The organism is Pseudomonas sp. B14(2022) (genome assembly GCF_012030485.1).
Classification (GTDB): Bacteria; Pseudomonadota; Gammaproteobacteria; order Pseudomonadales; family Pseudomonadaceae; genus Aquipseudomonas.
Window position 1 is genome coordinate 191,690 of sequence record NZ_JAAUVM010000008.1, and the last position, 21,397, is coordinate 213,086.

Here is a 21,397-nt window from a genome sequence, read left to right on the forward strand (position 1 = left end):
GGTCGTACACAGGATTTAGCGTCAAATAGATGCGATTCAGCACCTGTCAGAGTTAACAGTAGCGACGAGTGGGCAGTCATTAATGGAAGACGTCTGTCGATGCCCGCACGCAGGCACGGGGCGACGCACATCAACATGCAGCAGATTTTTTACTGACAGACCGCCTTCGTGGGCAAGCTCGCTCCCACGGGGTTGCGTGGCGTGGGCTGAATCCAGCTTATTTGGGGTACAGCGGCGGCAGGCTGGTGGTATCGGTTGCCGGGTCCAGCTCACGCTCGGTCATCGGGATGGCCTTGATCGCGCGCCACAGGTCTTCGCCCAGCCAGTACTGGCCACTCTCGCTGTACAGCGCGCCATTGAGCCCATCCAACGCATCCGACAACGGCACAAACCGCGCCGCCATATCCGCCAGGGTTTCCGGCTGTTGCCGCGCCCAGGCATCCAGCGCCTGGCGCGTGGCCTGGGGGTCGTTGGCCTGGGTGGCGCGCTTGAGGTCGTCGAGCAAGGTGCGTGGGCTCGGGCCGGTTTGCGCAGCGCGTAGTACCGCCGGTTGCCAACGGGCACGCCACCACAGGCCGAAGCCCAGCAGGGTGGTGCAGGCCAGGATCAGTGTGCTGAGTTGCCACAACCACAGGCGGCTGTCGTCCGGCGCGGTGATGATGGTCGGGGTGGCCGGCGTGTCCACCGCCAGGCTGGGGTTGTTGGCCACTTGCAGGGTGCGGGCCGGTAGGCTGGTGCGCTCCAGGTGGTCTTCGTGGGTGTTCCACCACACCACCTCGACGGCGGGCAGTTCCAGGGCGCCGACACGGTTGGGCACCAGGGCCTCGCGGTCTTCGCGACTGCCGATCAGGCCACGGTCACTGGTCTGGTTACCGAGCACCGGCTGGTCCGGGTAGCGGCGCAGGCCGTTGATGTCGGTGCTGGGCAAGGCCGGCAGTTGGGCGCTGGACAGGCCCTCGGCCTTGACGGTCAGGCTGCGGGTCAGGGAGTCGCCGACTTGTACATGCTCAGGCTCCGGGTTCCAGCTCTCGTTCAAGATGAGGCTGCGGGCCGGCAACCATGGGGCATCGACGGGGTACAGCGCCGGCTTGGGCTTGACCACCAGTGGCAGCGCCGCCGAACTCACGTGGATCAGTTTGCCGGGCTTGGTGCCTTGCAGCGTATTTTCCTGGGGCGGACGCGACTCCACCAGCGTGGCGCTGAACGTCTGTGAGGGAATCTCCAGGGGGCCGCTGTGTTGCGGGTAGATCGCGTAGCGGGTTTCGATCACGCCATGGCGGATGCTGTTGATGACCTTTTCATAGGTGCGCGACTCGCCCAACTGCTCGACACGAGCATCGGGGATCTGCAACGGCGTCAAGCTGCTGTCGTCGTACAGCGACACCGAGTGGTACACGCGCACGGTCAACAATGCCTGGGCCTGCACATAGACGCTGGTCTGGTCGATGTTGGCTTCGACAAACACCGGGGCCAGCTCGGCGTTGGTGTCCTGGCTGGTGGTTTCCAGCACTTGCAGGCTGATCGGCTGGGTCGTGTATTCGCCCACTTGCAACGGCGGAATCACCACCGTGCCGTTTTCCTTGGGCAGCAGGGTAATGATCCAGCGTGTGGTCGCATGGTTATCGCCACCCAGCGTCGTAAGTTGGTTGAGCTGGCGTGTGCCGCTGACTTCGAACTGCGCATCCAGGGGCGACAGGTCGGGCTTGCCGAACTGGGTGACATCGGTGGATTCCACCGTCAGTTCCACCGTTTCCCCGGAATTGAGGCGGTTGCGGTCGACGCTGGCGACCAGGCTGGCCGCCTGGGCGTGGCCTGCCGACAACGCGAGCAGAAGCAGAAGGGTGGTGCGGCGGCTCATCGAGTCTTGTCCTGATGCTGTTGCTGTTCGTACCAGAATTTGCGTCGCAGCAGTTCGCCGGGGTTGTCCGGGATCTCCTGCAGCCATTGCTCCAGGGCCTGGCGGTGTTCACCGTCGAGGTTGGCGTCGGTGGGACGCAGCGGCGGGGTGGTGGTTTGCTCATCGCCCAACTCGCTGCTCGGCACGTCGTTGCCGCCGGCGTGCGGCGGGGTGCCGGCCTGGGTATCGCCGCTGCCGGCTTCGCCCTGGCCCTGGCCCTGGGACGACTGCTCGCCACCTGTGGCATTTTGCCCAGTGGCGCCCGGTTGCGCAGTTTGGCCGGGTTGGGTGGTTTCGTCATCCTCGTTTTTTGCAGGCTTCTCAGGCTCGGGTTCTGCCTGTTCCTGGATCAGCGCTTCTACCAGGGCCTTGTTTTTCAGCGCCGGTTGCAGGTCGGGCTGGGCTTCCAGGGCTTGTTCGTAGGCGTCGATGGCTGCTTCGAGTTCACCTGACCTGGCCAGGGCGTTGCCACGATTGTAGTGGGAGTAGGCGTCATTACCCTCGGCGAACCGCTTGATGGCCTCGGCATAGTTGCCGGCCTCATACAGGGCGACGCCTTGCCACTGCGGGTCCTGGAAGTGCTCTGCGGCCTCGGCGGGGCGTTTCTTCTTGAGCAGGTATTGGCCCTGCTGGTCCGCACGCAGCCACAAATCCTGGAATTCAAAGGCATAGCTGGGTTGCGGCGCGCCCAGGAGCAGCAGTGGTAAAAAGAACAACCAGCCGCGCCGCCCGGCGCAGGCGGCCAGCAGCAACAGCGGCAGCAGCAGCCAGTAACCCTGGTCGGCCCAGGTGTCGAGGTGCTGCAACTGGCCATCGTTGCGCAGGGCTTGGGGCGGGTCCAGCACGCCGAGCTGGCGCAGGTCTTGATCGTCCAGGCGCGCGGCGCGGTAACGGCCGCCCATTTCGCTGGCGAAGGCCTTGAGTGTCGGGCTGTCGAGGCGGGGTACCAGGATCGCGCCTTGCTCGTCCTTGAGGAATTCACCGCTTTCCTGGGTCACCGGTGTGCCTTCACGGCTGCCGACGCCCAGGATCGACAGGCTCGGCGCCTGGTTGCCTTGCAGCAGCAGGCGAATGCCCTGGCGTTCCTGTTTTGACAACGAGGAGCCGACCAGCAGCAGGCGACCCTGACCCAGACCGCCCTGCTTGAGCAGCTCCAGGGCTTTCTCCACGGCGAGGTCGGCGCGGTGGCCGGACTCCGGCATGATCGAGGGGCGCAGGGCGTCGAGCAGGTTGCGGCTGGTGGCCAGGTCGTCCGACAGCGGCACGAGGGTGTGGGCGCTACCGGCATACACGACGACGGCGGTTTGCGCGTCGCTGCGCGCCTGCAACAAGTCGAAGAGCTTGCGCCGTGCCTGTTCGAGGCGGTTGGGCGGGCTGTCGGTGGCGAGCATTTCCGGGGTCAGCTCGAGCAGCACCACCAATGGGTCGGAGGGTTTCTGGCTGGTTTGTTCAACCCGTTGCCAACTGGGACCCAGCAACGCCAGCACGGCCAGCAGCCAAGCGAGGCCCAGCAACACCCACGGCGACTTGCTTTCGCGCCCGTTGCCGCCGCTGAGCAGCACGGCGTGAAAGGCCGGCGGCAGGATCATCTGCCAGCGTCCGGCGCGCTTCTGCCGGTGCCACAGTTGCCACAGCAACCAGCCGAGCAGCGGCAGCAGCAACAGCCACCAGGGGCGGAACCAGTGCGGCCACAGGGCGATCATCGACGCCTCCGCAAACGCAGGCGTTTAAGACGCTGGCGCCATTCCGGATGCTGTTGCAGGAAGATCCCCTTGCTCGACAGTTTGTTGTACGCGCGTTGCAGTGCGTTGTTCGGCCAGCGTTCCTGGATCACCAGCAACATGCTCAGGATCAGCGCCAGGGCCAACGGTCCGCTGTACAGCGCCTGCGCCGGGCGTGCCTGGGTGGGTTGCTGTTCGACGGGCTCAAGCTTGTCCAATGTTTGCTTGATCGCTTCCAGCTCTTGGCCATCGCGGGCACGGAAGTATTGGCCTGCGGTGGCTTCAGCGATGGCCTTGAGTGCCGGCTCGTCGAGATCCAGGCTCGGGTTGACGCCCAGGATACCCAGGGAACCGGTTTGTTCAGGGTCGGCGCCGATGCCGATGGGGTAGATCTTCACCCCTTCTTCGGCCGCCAGACGCGCGGCGGTCAGCGGGTCGATCTGCCCGGCGTTGTTGGCGCCATCGGTGACCAGCACCAGTACACGGCTTTGCGCAGGCCGCTGGCGCAGGCGTTTCAGCGCCAGGCCTATGGCATCGCCAATGGCGGTGTTCTTGCCGGCGATGCCGATGCGCGCTTCATCCAGCCAAGTGCGCACGGTGCGCCGGTCGAAGGTCAGTGGCGCTTGCAGGTAGGCCTGGCTGCCGAACAGGATCAGGCCCACGCGGTCGCCTTCGCGGCCTTCAAGGAAGTCGCCGAGCAGATGCTTGACCAGGTTCAGGCGACTCACGTCTTCGCCCTGCCAGTGCATATCGGGAAAGTCCATGGAGCCGGACACGTCCACCGCCACCAGCAAGTCGCGGCCGCTGGCGGCAATCGGCAGCGGTTCGCCGAGCCATTCCGGGCGCGCAGCGGCGGTCAGCAGCAGCAGCCACAGCACCACGAAGGGCGCCTGTTGGCGCCAGCCCGGCAAGTTGACCCGCGCACGGCGGCCCGCAAGGCTTTCGAGGTCGCCGAGGTAGCTGACTTTCAGCGCCGGCTCGCCGCTGTCGGCCGCCGGGAGGATAAAACGCATCAACCAGGGGAGCGGCAACAGGGCGAAGATCCACGGCCAGGCGAACTCAAACATGTTTGCGAATCCAGGTATCGACGGCTTGGGTCAGGCCGGCGATAGCTTTGTCGTCGAGCTTGCATTCGGGTTTATAGGCGCCTTCGACCAATACCATCCAGCGCGTGAGGCCGGCGGCCGGGCAGCGGTTGTCGAGGAATGCCAGCCATTTGCGGCCGTTGAGGGTATGGCTTTGGCTATAGGGGTAGTCGTTGCGGCACAGGCGCTTGAGCAAGCCGTTGAGCTGTTGCAGCCAGGCCCCGGCGGGGGCGCCGTCGTAAGGCTTGGGCATCAATGCCAGCTCGGCCAGCGCGGCGATGCGCAAAGGGTCCAGCGGTTGTTCGGCGCGGGTCATGGGGCGTCGAGTCGGCAGCAAACGGCGCAGCGACCATAGGCCCCAGCCCAGCAGCGGGATCATCAGCAACAGCAACCACCAGCCCGGCGCAGGGGGCCAGAAGCCAATGGGCGGCGGGGCGATCAGCGGTTGCAGTTGGTCGAGGCTGCTCATTGCTTTTTAACCGGGCGTTGCGGGTTGAGGTATTCGCGCAGTTGTTCGACCATTTCGCTCTGGGTGCTCAGGGGCATCAGCAGGATTCGCAGTTTCTGCGCGAGCAGTTCCCAGCGGGCGATGCGCGCTTCGGCCTGGGCCTTGTAGGCCTGGCGCAAGTCGAAGTTCAGGGTGTCCAGTTCCAGCTGCGCGCCCCGTTCGGCAAAGCGCAGCAGCCCGGCGGCGGGCAGGGCGTGGTCCAGCGGGTCGGAGATCGGCAACAGCAGCAAGTCGCAATGGCGTGACAGCAGGCTCAATTGTTGCTCGGCACCTTCGGTGAGGGCGCGCTCGTCGCAGATCACAATCACCAGGCTGCCGGGGCGCAGCACTTCGCGGCCACGGCGCAGGGCCATGCCCAGGGCGTCGGCCTCCGGGCGGCTTTCGGTGTCCAGGCTCTGGTTGACGCGCACCAAGCGGTTGAGCAATTGCAGCAGGCTCTGCTTGCTGCGTCGCGGCTTGATTTCGTAGTGCTCGTTGTCGCCGAACACCAGCCCGCCGACGCGGTCGTTGTGGCCCAGGGCCGCCCAGCCGATCAGGCTGGCGGCTTGAGCGGCGAGTACTGACTTGAACATCTGCCCCGAGCCGAAAAACAGCCGGCAGCTTTGCTCCACCATGATGAAGATCGGCCGTTCGCGCTCTTCGTGGAACAGCTTGGTGTGCGGCTCCTGGGTGCGCGCCGTCACGCGCCAGTCGATGGTGCGCACATCGTCGCCGGCCTGGTACACGCGCACCTGGTCGAAGTCGACACCGCGCCCGCGCAGCTTGGAGTGGTGCAGGCCGATCAGCGGGCTGCGCTGGCTTGGCGTGGAAAACAGCTGCACTTCGCGCACGCGGTGGCGCATCTCGATCAGTTCGCTGAGCGTGACGCGCACCCCATCGCTGGCGTTCATCGACTTCAAGCGACGGCAACGACGTCGAGAATGCGTTGCACCACACGGTCCTGGTCAATCCCGGCCGCTTCGGCTTCGAACGACAGGATGATGCGATGGCGCAGCACGTCGAACAGCACCGCCTGGATATCCTCCGGGCTGACAAAGTCGCGGCCGGCCAGCCAGGCATGGGCGCGTGCGCAGCGGTCCAGGGCGATGGAGCCACGCGGGCTGGCGCCGTAGGCGATCCACTCGGCCATTTCCGGGTCGAACTTGGCCGGGGTGCGCGTGGCCATGACCAGTTGCACCAGGTATTCCTCCACCGCATCGGCCATGTACAGGCCGAGGATTTCCTTGCGCGCGGCAAAGATCGCCTGCTGGCTGACCCGGCGCTCGGGCTTGGTTTCACCGTTGAGGGCTTCACCACGCGCCTGTTGCAGGATGCGCCGTTCGACGGCCGCGTCGGGGAAGCCGATCTTGACGTGCATCAGGAAACGGTCGAGCTGGGCTTCGGGCAGTGGGTAGGTGCCTTCCTGCTCGATGGGGTTTTGAGTGGCCATCACCAGAAACAGCGGAGACAGGTCGTAGGTACTGCGCCCGACGCTGACCTGGCGTTCGGCCATGGCCTCCAGCAGGGCTGATTGCACCTTGGCCGGGGCGCGGTTGATTTCGTCCGCCAGCACCAGGTTGTGGAAGATCGGCCCTTGCTGGAATACGAAACTGCCGGTTTCCGGGCGATAGATCTCGGTGCCGGTGATGTCCGCGGGCAACAGGTCGGGGGTGAACTGGATACGATGGAACTGCGCTTCGATGCCTTCGGCCAGCTCTTTGATCGCCTTGGTCTTGGCCAGGCCCGGCGCGCCTTCCACCAGCATATGGCCGTCGGCAAGCAGGGCGATCAGCAGGCGATCGATGAGTTTTTCCTGGCCGAGAATCTGCGTAGAAAGAAAGGTTCGCAGCGCGAGCAGCGCTTCACGATGTTCCATCGATGACGGTTCCTGGAGAGATGAGCCTGTGCGTCATGTAACAAACGACAGCCTGGGGCGCCTACTTTAATGCATGGCAGGGGGTGGCGACTAACGGCGCGCGGGGTATTTTTAGCAAAACTTGTAGGAAAATTGTGTGAGAGGCACAAATGGCGGTGAGCAGGCATGCCCGCTCACCGCCTTTGCTTCAAGGGCAGGGCACCCCGCCGCGTCCGTCACTCACGGCGACGCCGACCACGGCATACACCTTGCTCGCAATCCACGGGGCGGTGCAGTCGCCGACCGGAGGCGCGTCAGGGGCTTTGATGATCATGTGTAGTAGCGGTCCTGTCGATGCCGGCGCAGGGCTTCTACATCCCCCTGCGTGCGGGTCTTGGTCGGCGTTATCAGCGGCTTGATGTTGGACACGTGGTGCTGGAAGGTGCTGGAGGGATCGACACGGTCCTGAAGATTTCGCGACCTGGATCCGTCGTCTTTGATCAGCAGGATCAAGTGCGAATAATCAGTGTTGGCTGCGGATGCCGCCAGCGCTGATGAAGCAGTGGCCAAAAGCCCAATAGCCGGAAACTCGCTGATGGGTTTCATCAAGGCACCCGTGCAGTTACCGTTGCTTTGATCAGCTAAGGCTTAAAACACGGGGCCGGGTACCGTTAGAAATAACAGTGGCGACCAACGGTCAAGCACCGTCGTTGCTGGCTGCGCAACTGCGATTCAGGTGCGGATGTAGGTGCCGGTGCCCTTGAGAATGTTCTGCAGGGTTTGTTCCACTTCTGCCATATCCGCCGTGGCGGTGGCGTGGGTTATCTCCAGTTGGTCCTTGCCACCCAGGGCATCGGCATCGCCTGCGGCCAGTTCGACCCGCAGGGTTGTGTCCCCCAGGGTGACTTTCAAGCCGTCCAGGGTCGAAGGCTCGTAGTCCCAGGTCAGCTCCACTTCGTCTTCGTCGGGGTAGCGGGTCAGCATGAACATCTCGCCGTTCTTGCCGTGGCAGCAGAGCATGGCCATGTTGTCTTCTTCGTCGTCGCACGGGGTGGCCATCAGGGCGTCGGTTTTCAGTTGCAGCATGGGGAATCCTGTCTGGGGTAGGGCGTTGCGTAGGCAATTGTGCCATTGCGGCGAATTTTGTGCTGCTTCCTGTGTCAGACCCAGCGCATGACCTGACGGGCAATACCAGTCATTTTCGGTACTCGTGGCGGGGGAAATAGCCGGTTTTTCTACCGGGAATTCCGGGTTGCCCAAGACGCAACCCCAACCCTGCGTACCGATGACCGAATATGTCGCAGCATCGCAAGCAGCTGGCTTCCCACACTCGTTAAGCTGCGCAACGGATGTGCATGTGCCAGGCGCCTGACCTGCCCGTCGTACCGTCACCCGGCAAGGTGCGCATCTTATGGACGTTGTATGTGACCTGACTGTCTTGTCCAGCTTCACCCACCTGTCACCCTGATTCGTTTATGGTGCTTAACTCGTTACCTGCGAACAGAGCTGACGGTCTCCCCACCAGGGGATAACACGCGACGCTTCCATCAATAACAAGCCCAAGCGGAGTACCACAGATGGCGTTCTTCACCGCAGCCAGCAAGGCCGACTTCCAGCATCAACTGCAAGCGGCACTGGCGCAGCACATCAGTGAACAGGCACTGCCACAAGTGGCGCTGTTCGCTGAACAATTCTTCGGCATCATTTCCCTGGATGAACTGACCCAGCGTCGCCTTTCCGACCTGGCCGGTTGCACCCTGTCTGCCTGGCGCCTGCTTGAGCGCTTTGATCACACCCAACCGCAAGTGCGGGTCTACAACCCCGATTACGAACGTCATGGCTGGCAATCGACCCACACCGCGGTCGAAGTGCTGCACCATGACCTGCCATTCCTGGTGGACTCGGTACGCACCGAGCTGAACCGCCGTGGCTACAGCATCCACACCCTGCAGACCACCGTGCTCAGCGCGCGCCGTGGCAGCAAGGGCGAGTTGCTGGAAATCCTGCCCAAGGGCACCCAGGGCGAAGGCATCCAGCAAGAATCGCTGATGTACCTGGAAATCGACCGCTGTGCCAACGCTGCCGAACTCAACGTGCTGAGCAAAGAGCTTGAGCAGGTACTGGGCGAAGTGCGCGTGGCCGTGGCCGATTTCGAACCGATGAAGGCCAAGGTCCAGGAGCTGCTCGACGGTATCGACGCCAGCCCGTTCGGCATCGACGGCGAAGAGAAAGCCGAGATCAAGAACTTCCTGGAATGGCTGGTGGGCAACCACTTCACCTTCCTCGGCTATGAAGAGTTTGTGGTACGTGACGAGGCGGAAGGCGGTCATATCGAATATGACGCCAGCTCGTTCCTCGGTCTGACCAAACTGCTGCGCGCCGGCCTGACCGCCGACGACCTGCGCATCGAAGACTACGCCGTGTCGTACCTGCGCGAGCCGACCGTGCTGTCGTTCGCCAAGGCCGCGCACCCAAGCCGCGTCCACCGCCCGGCTTACCCGGACTATGTGTCGATCCGCCAGATCGATGCCGACGGCAAGGTGATCAAGGAATGCCGCTTCATGGGCCTCTACACCTCTTCGGTGTATGGCGAAAGCGTGCGCGTCATCCCTTATATCCGCCGCAAGGTCGCGGAGATCGAACGCCGTTCGGGCTTCCAGGCCAAGGCGCACCTGGGCAAGGAGCTTGCCCAGGTCGTTGAAGTGCTGCCCCGTGACGACCTGTTCCAGACCCCGGTCGACGAGCTGTTCAGCACCGTGATGTCGATCGTGCAGATCCAGGAACGCAACAAGATCCGCGTGTTCCTGCGCAAAGACCCGTACGGTCGTTTCTGCTACTGCCTGGCCTACGTGCCGCGCGACATCTATTCCACCGAAGTGCGCCAGAAGATCCAGCAAGTGCTGATGGATCGCCTGAAAGCCTCGGACTGCGAATTCTGGACCTTCTTCTCCGAATCCGTGCTGGCGCGCGTGCAGCTGATTCTGCGGGTCGACCCGAAGAACCGCCTGGACATCGACACGCTGCAACTGGAAAAAGAAGTGGTGCAGGCCTGCCGCAGTTGGCAGGACGACTACTCCAGCCTGGTAGTGGAAAGCTTCGGCGAAGCCCACGGCACCAACGTGCTGGCGGATTTCCCGAAAGGCTTCCCGGCCGGTTACCGCGAGCGCTTCGCTGCGCATTCGGCTGTGGTCGACATGCAGCACCTGCTCAGCCTCACCGAAGCCAATCCGCTGGTGATGAGCTTCTATCAGCCGCTGGGCCAGGTGTCCGGCCAGCGTGAGCTGCATTGCAAGCTTTACCACGCGGATACCCCGCTGGCGCTGTCCGACGTGTTGCCGATCCTGGAAAACCTTGGCCTGCGCGTGCTGGGTGAATTCCCGTACCGCCTGCGCCATGCCAACGGCCGCGAGTTCTGGATCCATGATTTCGCGTTCATCGCCGCCGAAGGCGTGAACCTGGATATCCAGCAGCTCAACGACACCCTGCAGGACGCGTTCGTGCACATCGTGCATGGCGACGCCGAAAACGATGCGTTCAACCGCCTGGTGCTCACCGCTGGCCTGCCATGGCGCGACGTCGCGCTGCTGCGTGCCTACGCCCGTTACCTGAAGCAGATCCGCCTGGGCTTCGACCTCGGCTACATCGCCAGCACCCTGAACAACCACACCGACATCGCCCGCGAGTTGACCCGGTTGTTCAAGACCCGCTTCTACCTGGCGCGCAAGCTCACCGCCGATGACCTGGAAGACAAGCAGCAGCGCCTGGAACAAGCGATCCTCACGGCCCTGGACGACGTCCAGGTGCTCAACGAAGACCGCATCCTGCGTCGCTACCTGGACCTGATCAAGGCCACCCTGCGCACCAACTTCTACCAGACCGACGCCAACGGCCAGAACAAGTCGTACTTCAGCTTCAAGTTCGACCCGCGCGCCATCCCCGAGCTGCCCAAGCCGGTGCCGAAGTTTGAAATCTTTGTCTACTCGCCGCGTGTCGAAGGCGTGCACCTGCGCTTTGGCAACGTTGCCCGTGGCGGCCTGCGCTGGTCCGACCGTGAAGAAGACTTCCGTACCGAAGTGCTCGGCCTGGTAAAAGCCCAGCAAGTGAAGAACTCGGTGATCGTACCGGTGGGCGCCAAGGGCGGCTTCCTGCCGCGTCGCCTGCCATTGGGCGGCAGCCGTGACGAGATCGCGGCCGAGGGCATCGCCTGCTACCGCATCTTCATTTCCGGCCTGTTGGACATCACCGACAACCTCAAGGACGGCGCTCTGGTGCCGCCGGCCAACGTCGTGCGCCATGACGACGATGACCCGTACCTGGTGGTGGCAGCGGACAAGGGCACTGCGACCTTCTCCGACATCGCCAACGGCATCGCCATCGACTACGGCTTCTGGCTGGGCGATGCGTTCGCCTCCGGTGGTTCCGCCGGTTACGACCACAAGAAAATGGGCATCACCGCCAAGGGCGCGTGGGTCGGTGTGCAGCGTCACTTCCGTGAGCGCGGCATCAACGTGCAGGAAGACAGCATCACCGTGGTGGGCGTCGGCGATATGGCCGGTGACGTGTTCGGTAACGGCTTGTTGATGTCCGACAAGCTGCAACTGGTCGCGGCCTTCAACCACCTGCATATCTTCATCGACCCGAACCCGAACCCGGCCACCAGCTTCGTCGAGCGCCAGCGCATGTTCGAGCTGCCGCGTTCGGCCTGGACCGACTACGACACCAGCATCATGTCCGAAGGCGGCGGTATCTTCTCGCGCAGCGCGAAGAGCATTGCCATCTCGCCACAGATGAAGGAACGCTTCGACATTTCGGCCGACAAGCTGACCCCGACCGAACTGCTGAACGCCTTGCTCAAGGCGCCGGTGGACCTGTTGTGGAACGGCGGTATCGGTACCTACGTCAAGGCCAGCACCGAAAGCCATGCCGATGTAGGCGACAAGGCCAACGACGCGCTGCGCGTCAACGGCAACGAGTTGCGCTGCAAGGTAGTGGGCGAGGGCGGTAACCTCGGCATGACCCAGCTGGGTCGTGTGGAGTTCGGCCTCAATGGCGGCGGCTCCAACACCGACTTCATCGACAACGCCGGTGGTGTGGACTGCTCCGACCACGAAGTGAACATCAAGATCCTGCTCAACGAAGTGGTGCAGGCCGGTGACATGACCGACAAGCAACGCAACCAGTTGCTGGCGAGCATGACCGACGAAGTCGGCAGCCTGGTGTTGGGCAACAACTACAAGCAGACCCAGGCCCTGTCCCTGGCTGCACGACGTGCCTACGAGCGTGCTGCCGAGTACAAGCGCCTGATGAGCGACCTGGAAGGCCGTGGCAAGCTGGACCGCGCCATCGAGTACCTGCCGACCGAGGAGCAGCTCACCGAGCGCGCCGCGACCGGCAAGGGCCTGACCCGTCCGGAGCTGTCGGTGCTGATTTCCTACAGCAAGATCGACCTCAAGGAAGCGCTGCTCAAGTCGCTGGTACCGGATGACGAATACCTCACCCGTGACATGGAGACTGCGTTCCCACCGAGCCTGGTGGCCAAGTTCGGCGAGGCCATGCGCCGCCATCGCCTGAAGCGCGAGATCGTCAGCACCCAGATCGCCAACGACCTGGTCAACCACATGGGCATCACCTTCGTTCAGCGACTCAAGGAGTCGACCGGCATGAGCCCGGCGAACGTGGCCGGTGCTTATGTGATCGTGCGCGACATCTTCCACCTCCCGCACTGGTTCCGTCAGATCGAAGCCCTGGACCACCAGGTCTCCGCTGACGTGCAATTGCAGTTGATGGATGAGCTGATGCGCCTGGGCCGTCGCGCCACGCGCTGGTTCCTGCGCAGCCGTCGCAACGAGCAGGACGCCGGCCGTGACACCGCGCACTTCGGTCCGCACCTGGCTGCGTTGGGCCTCAAGCTCGACGAACTGCTGGAAGGTCCGACCCGCGAAGGCTGGCAGACCCGCTACCAGGCCTACACCGAAGCCGGTGTACCGGAGTTGTTGGCGCGCATGGTTGCAGGCACTACTCACCTGTACACCTTGCTGCCGATCATCGAAGCCGCCGACGTCACCGGGCACGACGCCGCCGAAGTGGCCAGGGCCTACTTCGCCGTCGGCAGCGCCCTGGACCTGCCGTGGTACCTGCAGCAGATCAGCGATCTGCCCGTGGCTAACAACTGGCAGGCCCAGGCTCGTGAAGCGTTCCGCGACGATGTGGACTGGCAGCAACGGGCGATCACCATTTCCGTCCTGCAAATGGCCGACGCGCCACAAGACATGGAAGCCCGCGTGGCCCTGTGGCTTGAGCAGCACAAGGACATGGCTGATCGTTGGGTCGCAATGATGGTGGAAATTCGTGCTGCGGTCGGCACGGACTACGCCATGTACGCGGTGGCCAACCGTGAGTTGCTGGACCTGGCGTTGAGTGGTCAGTCGGTGCTGCAACCGGCTTGATGCCTGGGTGAAACCAATGTGGGAGGGGCGGTGCGACGATTCGACTTGCTCCTGATCGCGGTGGGTCAGTCAATACATACATGACTGACCCACCGCGATCGGGAGCAAGCCCCCTCCCACATTTGGATCTTCATTTATCTGAAGGTCAGTGGTGTTTGAGTAATTTGCTTTCCAGGTGATCCAGGTGCTGGGTCATCAGGGCCACTGCGGTGCTTGAGTCGCGTTGCTCCACCGCATCCACAATCGCCACATGCTCCTGCCACGCGCAATACGTGCAGGCTTTTGCTTCGAATTGGGCAATGATCAACGACGTCAACGGCACCAGGCTGTTGATGAACTGCGCCAACGGCGCGTTGCCCGCCATCTGCGCCAATTGCAGGTGAAACTCCCCTGACAATCGAATCGCCGGCCCTCGCTGGTTGCGTTCAATACAGTCGCGTTCCCGTGCTATCAGCTCGCGCAGCTGGCGTATATGCGCGGATGTTGCCTGGGCGCAGGCCAATTGCACCACCGTGATTTCGGTCATGCGCCGTGCTTCCAGGATCTGCCGCGCCTGCTGGGCATCCGGCGCCGCCACCTGGGCCCTCTGGTTGGGACGCAGGATGACCACTTGCTGATGGGACAGCTTGGCCAGCACCCGCCGGATCACGCTGCGGCTGACGCCAAAGCTTTCGCCCAGGCCCTCTTCGGTAAAGCGGCTGGACGGGGCGATGCGTTGTTCGAGGATCGCGTCGAACAACCGTGGGTAGATGTCATCCACCGAAGGCTTTTTACCGGCCACCAGGCGCAGGGTCGGCAGGAAGGGGTCGTGTTGCAGGGCGTGAGCGGTCATGGCCGGTCTCCAAAAAATCAACTGCCCAGGTGGTCGTCCGGGATGTTCAAGTGAATGCCCATGCGCAGGCCTTCCTGGAGGATGTGCCGACGCATCTCGGCGCTGGCCAGGGCGCTGTTCTTGTTGCGGATGGCGCGGACCACCGCTTCATTTTCCTGCAGGCGTTCCGCCAGGTGCTCGGGGGAGTTGCGCAGTACCTGGGCGCTTTGCTTGAGGGCGTTGCTGGTTTGCTGAACCACGTTCTGGAAGATCGGGTTGGAGGTGAGCGCGAACAGTTCTTCGTGAAAATCGAGGTAGGCGTTCATGCCGGCTTCGGCGTCACCGGCATCCAGGGCCTCGCGCATGTCCATCAGGGTCAGGCGCAATTGGCCGACTTCCTTGCTGCTGATGGACTGGGCCACAAGGCCGACGATAAAGGGTTCGAGGGTGTAGCGCAGTTGAAGGATGTCTTCGAGACTGGCGTCGGCCACGGCGTCGCTCGATTGCGGTTCGCTGACGCTGGTTTCGAGCACAACCACGCCTTTGCCGGGCATGGAGCGCACCAGGCCGAGGGTTTCGAGCACGATGACCGCTTCACGCAGGCTGGGGCGGCTGATGCCCATCTGTTCGGCCAGTTCGCGCTGGCCGGGCAACATTTCGCCCCGGCGCCACTGACCCCGCGCCAGGGCGGCGCGGAGTTTTTCTACGACTGAATTGACGACGGTTGAGGTGCTGATCACGTCGATACTTCCTTAATGTTGCTAATACAGTCATGTGGGAGGGGGCTTGCCCTCGATGGCGGTGGATCAGTTACAGATAGATCAACTGACCGTCCTCATCCGGGGGCAAGCCCCCTCCCACATTAGCCAGTGTTGCCCATGAGACAGCGTTAGAACTCCTGGTGCGCCGGCACTACCGGCTTCTTGGCCTGGAACGCATAGCCTTGCTGGCCGTCGAGCACCTTGTTGGCGCGTTGGATATCGATGTCTTTTTCCCAGCGGGCAATGGCCACGGTGGCCACGCAGTTGCCGATCAGGTTGGTCAAGGCGCGACCGATGCCCATGAACCAATCCACTGCCAATACCAGCACCAAACCGACCACCGGAATCGCCGGGATCGCCGTGAGCGTTGCCGCCAGGATCACCAGCGCCGAGCCGGGAATCCCATGGGCGCCCTTGGAGGTGATCAACGACACCAGCAGGATGGTCATCAGGTCGGTCATCGACAGCGGTGTACCGGTGGCGTTGGCGATAAACACGATGGCCAGGGTCAGGTAGATCGAGAAACCGTCGAGGTTGAATGAATACCCGGTGGGAATCACCAGGCCCACGGTGGAGCTGCCAATGCCCAGGTGTTCGAGTTTGCGCATGACCTGCGGCAGCACCGCGTCGGAGGAGGCGGTGCCCATCACGATCAGCAGCTCTTCGCGCAGGTACTTGAGCAGCGGCAGCATGCGCAGCCCAGACACGCGCATCACCAGGCCGAGGATCAGCGCGACGAAGGCGAAGCAGGTCAGGTAGAACAGGCCCACCAGGCTCCCCAAGTGTTGCAGGGAGTCCAGCCCGTAGGTGCTGGTGGTGAAGGCGATCGCACCAAACACGCCGATGGGCGCCAGGCGCACGATCATGCCCATGATGCGGAAAATCACGTGGCTCAGTTCGTTGATCAGCCGTGTGATACCGGAAGCCGCTTCGCCCACCAGGTTCAACGCGCTGCCGAACAGTACCGAAAACAGCAGCACTTGCAGCACATTGTTGTCGGCAAAGGCGCCGATCACCGAGTTGGGGATCAGGTCCATCAGGAACTGGCTGGTGCCCTTGATGTGCTGGCCCTTGTCGGCCAGTTCATTGAGGCCGGCGGAGGACAGCTGTTCCAGATGGATATTGGCGCCCGTGCCGATCCCGGTGCTGAAGGCCATGATCAGGCCGATCACCAGCGCGATGGTGGTGAGCACTTCGAAGTAGATCACCGACTTGAGGCCGATGCGCCCGACCTTCTTCAAGTCGCCGGCCCCGGAAATACCACTGACCACCACGCAGAACACGATCAGGCCGATCAGCATCTTGATCAGCTTGATAAAGCCGTCACCCAGGGGCTTGAGTTGCGAGGAGAATTCGGGAAGGGCCAGGCCGCACACGATGCCGAGCATCAGGCCAATCACGACTTGCAGGAAAATCGAACGCGAGCACCATCTGAGCATGGGAGAGATCTCTATTCGGTGCCCCGGTGGTTCCGGGGCTTAATTGTTGTGGTCATACCGGTAAGTCCAGTGCGTGGCCAGTCTAGGCCAGGTATTTTTGAAATCACAAGTAATAATTCGTCGGTTGGAAGGTTGCGGTCTGACCAGTTGGTCGAGAAGGTTGATGCTTGAGCGGTTGGCGGCGCACAAATTTTTTCGCTTATCATCCGCCGCCTGGCACATGAGGTGATGGATGGATAACTCAGGACTGACCACCGACGAAACCGGGCAGACCCACTGCACCTGGCGCACGGCTGCGCCGGAATACCCCCGTTATCACGACCACGAGTGGGGCGTGCCGGTGGCGGATGATGTTCAGCTGTACGAGAAGATTTGCCTGGAAGGTTTTCAGGCCGGTATGGCCTGGATCACCATCCTGCGCAAGCGCGAGCAGTTTCGCGCCGCGTTCGAAGGGTTTGATTTTCGCCGGGTGGCGCATTACGGCGAGGCGGATATCGAGCGGCTGATGCAGGACCCGGGCATCGTGCGTAATCGGGCGAAGATCGTTTCCACGATCAACAACGCCCGCCGGGCGTGTGAGCTGGTGGAAGAGACCGGCTCGCTGGCGCAGTGGTTGTGGGCATTCGAACCCGGCCCCGAAGAGCGCCCGGCAGTGGTGGACCTGGCTTACTGGATTGGCAACCCCACCTCACCGGCCTCGGTGCGACTGTCCAAGGCCTTGAAGAAACGTGGCTGGACGTTCGTCGGGCCGACCACGATGTATGCGCTGATGCAGGCGATGGGGATGGTCAATGATCACCTTGAAGGGTGTGCGTGCCGTCCAAAGATTGAAGCGCTGCGCCGCCAGTTCAAACGCCCGTGAGTCGCTGACTCACCGCTATCGCGGGCAAGCCCCTCCCACATTTAGCACCCCACCCACACCTCTGATTGGTGGTTCGGTTGATCATTTTGGAAGCGGGGTCAGCACCTCGGCCTTGTCATCCAGCACCATCACCACCAGCAACCTGGCCGGCTGGGTCTGGCTGGCATTGCTGGATTCGAAATGCCGCGAGCCGGCCGGCTCGTAGAACGATTCGCCGACCTTGTAGGTTTTCGCTTTCTCATCATTGACCCGCGAAGTGATCGCGCCTTCGAGCACGTAGGCCACGGCCGTGCCAGTATGGCTATGGGGCACGCTGGCCTGGCCGGGGGCGTAGTCGACGGTGAGCATGAGAGTTTTCTTGCCGGGCACAGTGGTCAGCGCGTGTTCTTGCAGGACTTTGATCGATTCCTGGTTGTACACGGGCTCATGGGCAAAGGCGCTGAGCGAGGCGAGCATCAGGGGGGTGGCGAGCAGGCGTTTCATGGCGAAGTTTCCGAGAAGTTCGAGACCTGCCCACCGTACGCCGGGATTTTCGAGCGACCAATGACCAATCCGCCGGAAAACCCCTTAGCCAATCTGCTGGAGAATATCGCGCACCTTGTCCAGCGCCGGGTCGATGTCGAGGGTCTCGATGGCCCCAAACCCGATGATCAGGCCCGGGCGCACCGGCGTGTCGTGGAAGAACACATCCAGCGGGTACAGGCCGACTTCCACCTGGCGCGCCAGTTCCATCAACAACGGGATATTCACCGGTACTTTGCTCAACGCCGCCATATGGAACCCGGCCACGGTGGGGACCGCTTCGAACCACGGCGACAGGTCGCCCGCCAGGCGCTGCAAAATGCGCTCGCGGCGCCCGGCGTACACGGTGTGGCAGCGGCGAATATGCTTGAGCAAATAGCCTTCACTGATGAACTTGGCCAGCGCCCATTGCGGCAACGTGGAGCTGTGCTGGTCGGTCAATTGCTTGGCCTTGAGCACCGCGCCGTAAATCGCCGGTGGCAGCACCGCGTAGCCCAGGCGCAGCTCGGGCAGCAGGGTTTTAGAGAAGGTGCCGACGTAGGTGACCACGCCACGGCTGTCCATGCTTTGCAGGGAATCGGTGGGGCGGCCTTCGTAGCGGAACTCGCTGTCGTAGTCGTCCTCGATGATGATCGCACCCAGCTCGAAGGCGCGCGCCAGCAGTGCCTCTCGACGTGACAGGCTCATGGGCATGCCGAGGGGAAACTGGTGGGAGGGCGTGACGTAGATCAGCCGTGCGCCATCGGGGACCTGCTCGACCTGGATGCCTTGCTCATCGACGGGCACACCGATGACCCGCGCCCCCATCGCCATGAACAACTGGCGCGCGGGGCTGTAGCCGGGATCTTCCATGGCGACGATGCTGCCCGGCTCCAGCACCACACGGGCGATCAGATCCAACGCCTGCTGCGCGCCGTTGGTGACCACGATGTCGCTGTCGCGGCATTTGACCCCACGGGAAAACGCGATATGCCCGGCGATGGCACTGCGCAGTGCCGGCAACCCTTCGGGCTGGCTGTAGAACCCACTGTTCTGGGCGATGCGCCGCAGCGCGTCCTGGGTGCAGCGCCGCCATTCGTCCTGGGGGAACTGGTTGCGGCTGGTGGCGCCGCCGATAAATTCGTAGCGCAACGTGCTGTCGCGGGTGGGATGGCGCATGGGCGAGGGCAGCGACTGCCACTTCGCCAGGTTGGCGGCGCAGGCCACGTCGGTGGCGGTCTGCACGCGATTCGGCTGTGGCGCCCACGCGTTGACGAAGGTGCCACGGCCAATCTTGCCCACCAGCAGGCCTTCGTAGGTCAACGTGGCGTAGGTGTCGGATACGGTCTTGCGCGATACACCTAATTGCTCGGCCAGCAGGCGGCTGGGTGGCAGTTGCGCGCCCGCCGAGAGACGCCCGGTGGCGATGGCTTCACGCAACTGCTGATAAAGCTGGGCCGCCAGGTCCTTGCGCCCGTTGATGACGATGTGGAGTTCCATGTTTCATCCTGAGACAGATCGATCTGCGCCAAGGTTACGCGTAAATCGATCTGTAGAAACCCAGGCGCACTCAGGACAGGAAGCCGCCATCCACATTCAGCGACACACCGGTGGTGTAGCTCGACGCGTCGCTGGCCAAATACAGCACCGCGCCGGCCATCTCGCTCGGGTCGGCCACGCGCTTGAGCGGGATCTGCGCCAGGGCCATTTTCAGGATCGCGTCGTTCTTCACCAGCGCCGAGGCGAACTTGGTGTCGGTCAGGCCCGGCAGCAGGGCGTTGCAACGAATGCCGAACTCGGCGCATTCCTTGGCGAACACCTTGGTCATGTTGATCACGGCGGCCTTGGTCACCGAGTAGATGCCCTGGAACACCCCCGGCGAAATACCGTTAATCGACGCCACGTTGATGATGCTGCCGCCGCCGTTCTCACGCATCAGCTTGCCGGCTTCCACCGACATGAAGAAGTAGCCACGAATGTTCACGTCCACGGTCTTCTGGAAGGCGCCGAGGTCGGTGTCCAGTACGTTGCAGAACTGCGGGTTGGTCGCGGCATTGTTGACCAGGATGTCCAGGCGGCCGAACTGCTCGCGAATCCCGGCGAACACTTGGGTGATCTGCTCCATCTCGCCGATATGACAGGCAATTGCCGTGGCCTTGCCGCCGTCGGCGATGATGGCATCCGCCACATGCTGGCAGCCTTCGAGCTTGCGGCTGGAGACGATCACATGGGCGCCTTGCTGGGCCAGCAACTTGGCGATGGCTTCACCGATGCCACGGCTGGCGCCGGACACAAAGGCAATCTTGCCGTCGAGGTCGAACAGGTGGGTCTTGGACATTAGCGATTCCTTAGAGGGCTGATTTACCGATGACATTCAGGCTCATCTGCTCCAGCAGCTTGTTCATCTGGATGAACTGCGCAAAGCGTTTGTCCTGGGTCTGGCCGTGGAAGAAGCGGTAGTAGATCTGCTGCACGATGCCGGCCAGGCGGAACAGGCCGTAGGTGTAGTAGAAGTCGAAATTGTCGATCTGGATGCCCGAGCGCTCGGCGTAGTAATCCACGAACTGGCGGCGGGTGAGCATGCCGGGGGCATTGCTCGGTTGGCGGCGCATCAGTTGTACCGGTGCCGGGTCGCCGGCTTCGATCCAGTAGGCGAGGGTGTTGCCCAGGTCCATCAGCGGGTCGCCGAGGGTGGTCAGTTCCCAATCCAGCACGCCGATGATCTGCATCGGGTTGTGCGGGTCGAGGATCACGTTATCGAAGCGGTAGTCGTTGTGCACGATGCTCGAGGTGGGATGGTCGGCGGGCATTTTTTCGTTGAGCCAGGCGCGTACGGCCTCCCATTTGGGCGCGTCGGGGGTCAGGGCTTTCTCGTAGCGATCGCTCCAGCCGCCGATCTGGCGTGCCACATAACCTTCCGGCTTGCCCAGGTCGGCCAGGCCGCAGGCGCGGTAGTCGACCTGGTGCAGTTCGACGAACTTGTCGATAAAGCTTTTGCACAGCGCCTCGGTCTGGGTGGCATCCAGGCCCAGTTCGGCGGGCAGGTCGGAACGCAGGATGATGCCGTTGACCCGTTCCATCACATAGAACTCGGCGCCGATCACCGACTCGTCGGTGCAGTGCACATAGGCCTTGGGGCAATACGGGAAGCCATCCTTGAGCTGATTTAGAATGCGGTATTCGCGGCCCATGTCGTGGGCGGACTTGGCCTTGTGGCCAAAGGGTGGGCGACGCAGCACGAACTCCTGGTCCGGGTATTCCAGCAGGTAGGTGAGGTTGGACGCACCACCGGGGAACTGGCTGATCGTGGGCATGCCGCTCAGGCCCGGGATATGGGCCTTGAGGTAGGGATCGATCAGGTTGGCATCAAGTTCTTCGCCTGGGCGAATCTGGGTCGATTGGTCGTTAAGCGCCATGCTTATCCCTTCTGCTTATTCTAAAGGCGTCGGACTATTTCCTAATCTAATGCGCACCACCGCCCAGCGACAAGGACGGGGCGGCTTAATAGGTTAGCGTGTTGAAGGGTGATCAG

At 62.8% G+C, this 21,397-nt stretch carries 17 protein-coding genes; 2 read left to right on the forward strand and 15 right to left on the reverse strand.

Annotated features, from left to right (window positions below; translation table 11 throughout):
• Positions 1-217 precede the first annotated feature (217 nt).
• The 8 genes from HCF10_RS14650 to HCF10_RS14685 form a co-directional block, all read right to left on the reverse strand.
• On the reverse strand, positions 218-1,858 hold the full coding sequence (locus tag HCF10_RS14650) for a BatD family protein (protein ID WP_167655831.1): 1,641 nt from the start codon (positions 1,856-1,858) through the stop codon (positions 218-220).
• Complete coding sequence (locus HCF10_RS14655; protein WP_167655832.1) at positions 1,855-3,600, reverse strand: tetratricopeptide repeat protein; 1,746 nt, start codon at positions 3,598-3,600, stop codon at positions 1,855-1,857. The genes HCF10_RS14650 and HCF10_RS14655 overlap by 4 nt, the downstream gene beginning before the upstream one ends.
• Positions 3,597-4,685, reverse strand: coding sequence for a vWA domain-containing protein (locus HCF10_RS14660; RefSeq protein ID WP_131700581.1), 1,089 nt, complete (start codon positions 4,683-4,685; stop codon positions 3,597-3,599). Before HCF10_RS14660 ends, HCF10_RS14655 begins: the two co-directional genes overlap by 4 nt.
• Positions 4,678-5,172: a DUF4381 domain-containing protein gene (locus HCF10_RS14665; RefSeq protein WP_131700582.1), complete on the reverse strand. Its 495-nt coding sequence runs from the start codon at positions 5,170-5,172 to the stop codon at positions 4,678-4,680. Before HCF10_RS14665 ends, HCF10_RS14660 begins: the two co-directional genes overlap by 8 nt.
• The gene (locus HCF10_RS14670; protein WP_131700583.1) at positions 5,169-6,101 is read right to left on the reverse strand and encodes a DUF58 domain-containing protein; all 933 of its coding nucleotides are present in this window, start codon (positions 6,099-6,101) and stop codon (positions 5,169-5,171) included. The genes HCF10_RS14665 and HCF10_RS14670 overlap by 4 nt, the downstream gene beginning before the upstream one ends.
• 5 nt (positions 6,102-6,106) lie before the next feature.
• On the reverse strand, positions 6,107-7,066 hold the full coding sequence (locus HCF10_RS14675) for an AAA family ATPase (RefSeq protein WP_003174327.1): 960 nt from the start codon (positions 7,064-7,066) through the stop codon (positions 6,107-6,109).
• Between the two features lie 309 nt (positions 7,067-7,375).
• Positions 7,376-7,651, reverse strand: a complete 276-nt coding sequence (locus HCF10_RS14680) for a hypothetical protein (RefSeq protein WP_167655833.1) — start codon at positions 7,649-7,651, stop codon at positions 7,376-7,378.
• A 126-nt stretch (positions 7,652-7,777) separates the two neighbouring features.
• The gene (locus tag HCF10_RS14685; RefSeq protein ID WP_131700584.1) at positions 7,778-8,131 is read right to left on the reverse strand and encodes a hypothetical protein; all 354 of its coding nucleotides are present in this window, start codon (positions 8,129-8,131) and stop codon (positions 7,778-7,780) included.
• Positions 8,132-8,622: 491 nt separating this feature from the next.
• On the opposite strand from HCF10_RS14685, the gene HCF10_RS14690 reads away from it, so the two are divergent.
• On the forward strand, positions 8,623-13,491 hold the full coding sequence (locus HCF10_RS14690; protein WP_131700585.1) for an NAD-glutamate dehydrogenase: 4,869 nt from the start codon (positions 8,623-8,625) through the stop codon (positions 13,489-13,491).
• A 145-nt stretch (positions 13,492-13,636) separates the two neighbouring features.
• On the opposite strand, the gene HCF10_RS14695 is transcribed toward HCF10_RS14690, so the two are convergent.
• The 3 genes from HCF10_RS14695 to HCF10_RS14705 all read right to left on the reverse strand — a co-directional run bounded on the left by HCF10_RS14695 (position 13,637) and on the right by HCF10_RS14705 (position 16,502).
• The gene (locus tag HCF10_RS14695; RefSeq protein WP_131700586.1) at positions 13,637-14,323 is read right to left on the reverse strand and encodes a GntR family transcriptional regulator; all 687 of its coding nucleotides are present in this window, start codon (positions 14,321-14,323) and stop codon (positions 13,637-13,639) included.
• A gap of 17 nt (positions 14,324-14,340) precedes the next feature.
• Entirely contained in the window at positions 14,341-15,042 is a 702-nt protein-coding gene (locus HCF10_RS14700) for a FadR/GntR family transcriptional regulator (RefSeq protein ID WP_131700587.1), read from the reverse strand.
• A 149-nt stretch (positions 15,043-15,191) separates the two neighbouring features.
• A complete protein-coding gene (locus HCF10_RS14705) occupies positions 15,192-16,502 on the reverse strand; it encodes a C4-dicarboxylate transporter DctA (protein ID WP_145337557.1) in 1,311 nt (436 codons plus the stop codon).
• Positions 16,503-16,734: 232 nt separating this feature from the next.
• Between HCF10_RS14705 and HCF10_RS14710 the strand changes: the two genes are divergently transcribed.
• On the forward strand, positions 16,735-17,364 hold the full coding sequence (locus HCF10_RS14710) for a DNA-3-methyladenine glycosylase I (protein WP_167655834.1): 630 nt from the start codon (positions 16,735-16,737) through the stop codon (positions 17,362-17,364).
• A gap of 81 nt (positions 17,365-17,445) precedes the next feature.
• On the opposite strand, the gene HCF10_RS14715 is transcribed toward HCF10_RS14710, so the two are convergent.
• The 4 genes from HCF10_RS14715 to HCF10_RS14730 form a co-directional block, all read right to left on the reverse strand.
• Positions 17,446-17,847, reverse strand: coding sequence for a cupin domain-containing protein (locus HCF10_RS14715; protein WP_131700590.1), 402 nt, complete (start codon positions 17,845-17,847; stop codon positions 17,446-17,448).
• A gap of 84 nt (positions 17,848-17,931) precedes the next feature.
• Positions 17,932-19,365: a MocR-like pyridoxine biosynthesis transcription factor PdxR gene (gene pdxR, locus HCF10_RS14720; RefSeq protein WP_167655835.1), complete on the reverse strand. Its 1,434-nt coding sequence runs from the start codon at positions 19,363-19,365 to the stop codon at positions 17,932-17,934.
• 70 nt (positions 19,366-19,435) lie between these two features.
• The gene (locus tag HCF10_RS14725) at positions 19,436-20,203 is read right to left on the reverse strand and encodes an SDR family oxidoreductase (RefSeq protein WP_027608558.1); all 768 of its coding nucleotides are present in this window, start codon (positions 20,201-20,203) and stop codon (positions 19,436-19,438) included.
• Between the two features lie 10 nt (positions 20,204-20,213).
• A complete protein-coding gene (locus tag HCF10_RS14730) occupies positions 20,214-21,281 on the reverse strand; it encodes a phosphotransferase family protein (RefSeq protein WP_167655836.1) in 1,068 nt (355 codons plus the stop codon).
• Positions 21,282-21,397: the final 116 nt, after the last annotated feature.

What these genes read in the sequence shown, in the direction of transcription:
- HCF10_RS14695 (WP_131700586.1), bottom strand. Translation starts at nt 14,323, where the DNA reads ATGACCGCTCACGCCCTGCAACACGACCCCTTCCTGCCGACCCTGCGC.
- HCF10_RS14685 (WP_131700584.1), bottom strand. Translation starts at nt 8,131, where the DNA reads ATGCTGCAACTGAAAACCGACGCCCTGATGGCCACCCCGTGCGACGAC.
- pdxR (WP_167655835.1), bottom strand. Translation starts at nt 19,365, where the DNA reads ATGGAACTCCACATCGTCATCAACGGGCGCAAGGACCTGGCGGCCCAG.
- HCF10_RS14725 (WP_027608558.1), bottom strand. Translation starts at nt 20,203, where the DNA reads ATGTCCAAGACCCACCTGTTCGACCTCGACGGCAAGATTGCCTTTGTG.
- HCF10_RS14660 (WP_131700581.1), bottom strand. Translation starts at nt 4,685, where the DNA reads ATGTTTGAGTTCGCCTGGCCGTGGATCTTCGCCCTGTTGCCGCTCCCC.
- HCF10_RS14650 (WP_167655831.1), bottom strand. Translation starts at nt 1,858, where the DNA reads ATGAGCCGCCGCACCACCCTTCTGCTTCTGCTCGCGTTGTCGGCAGGC.
- HCF10_RS14730 (WP_167655836.1), bottom strand. Translation starts at nt 21,281, where the DNA reads ATGGCGCTTAACGACCAATCGACCCAGATTCGCCCAGGCGAAGAACTT.
- HCF10_RS14680 (WP_167655833.1), bottom strand. Translation starts at nt 7,651, where the DNA reads ATGAAACCCATCAGCGAGTTTCCGGCTATTGGGCTTTTGGCCACTGCT.
- HCF10_RS14670 (WP_131700583.1), bottom strand. Translation starts at nt 6,101, where the DNA reads ATGAACGCCAGCGATGGGGTGCGCGTCACGCTCAGCGAACTGATCGAG.
- HCF10_RS14665 (WP_131700582.1), bottom strand. Translation starts at nt 5,172, where the DNA reads ATGAGCAGCCTCGACCAACTGCAACCGCTGATCGCCCCGCCGCCCATT.
- HCF10_RS14715 (WP_131700590.1), bottom strand. Translation starts at nt 17,847, where the DNA reads ATGAAACGCCTGCTCGCCACCCCCCTGATGCTCGCCTCGCTCAGCGCC.
- HCF10_RS14690 (WP_131700585.1), top strand. Translation starts at nt 8,623, where the DNA reads ATGGCGTTCTTCACCGCAGCCAGCAAGGCCGACTTCCAGCATCAACTG.
- HCF10_RS14705 (WP_145337557.1), bottom strand. Translation starts at nt 16,502, where the DNA reads ATGCTCAGATGGTGCTCGCGTTCGATTTTCCTGCAAGTCGTGATTGGC.
- HCF10_RS14710 (WP_167655834.1), top strand. Translation starts at nt 16,735, where the DNA reads ATGGATAACTCAGGACTGACCACCGACGAAACCGGGCAGACCCACTGC.
- HCF10_RS14655 (WP_167655832.1), bottom strand. Translation starts at nt 3,600, where the DNA reads ATGATCGCCCTGTGGCCGCACTGGTTCCGCCCCTGGTGGCTGTTGCTG.
- HCF10_RS14675 (WP_003174327.1), bottom strand. Translation starts at nt 7,066, where the DNA reads ATGGAACATCGTGAAGCGCTGCTCGCGCTGCGAACCTTTCTTTCTACG.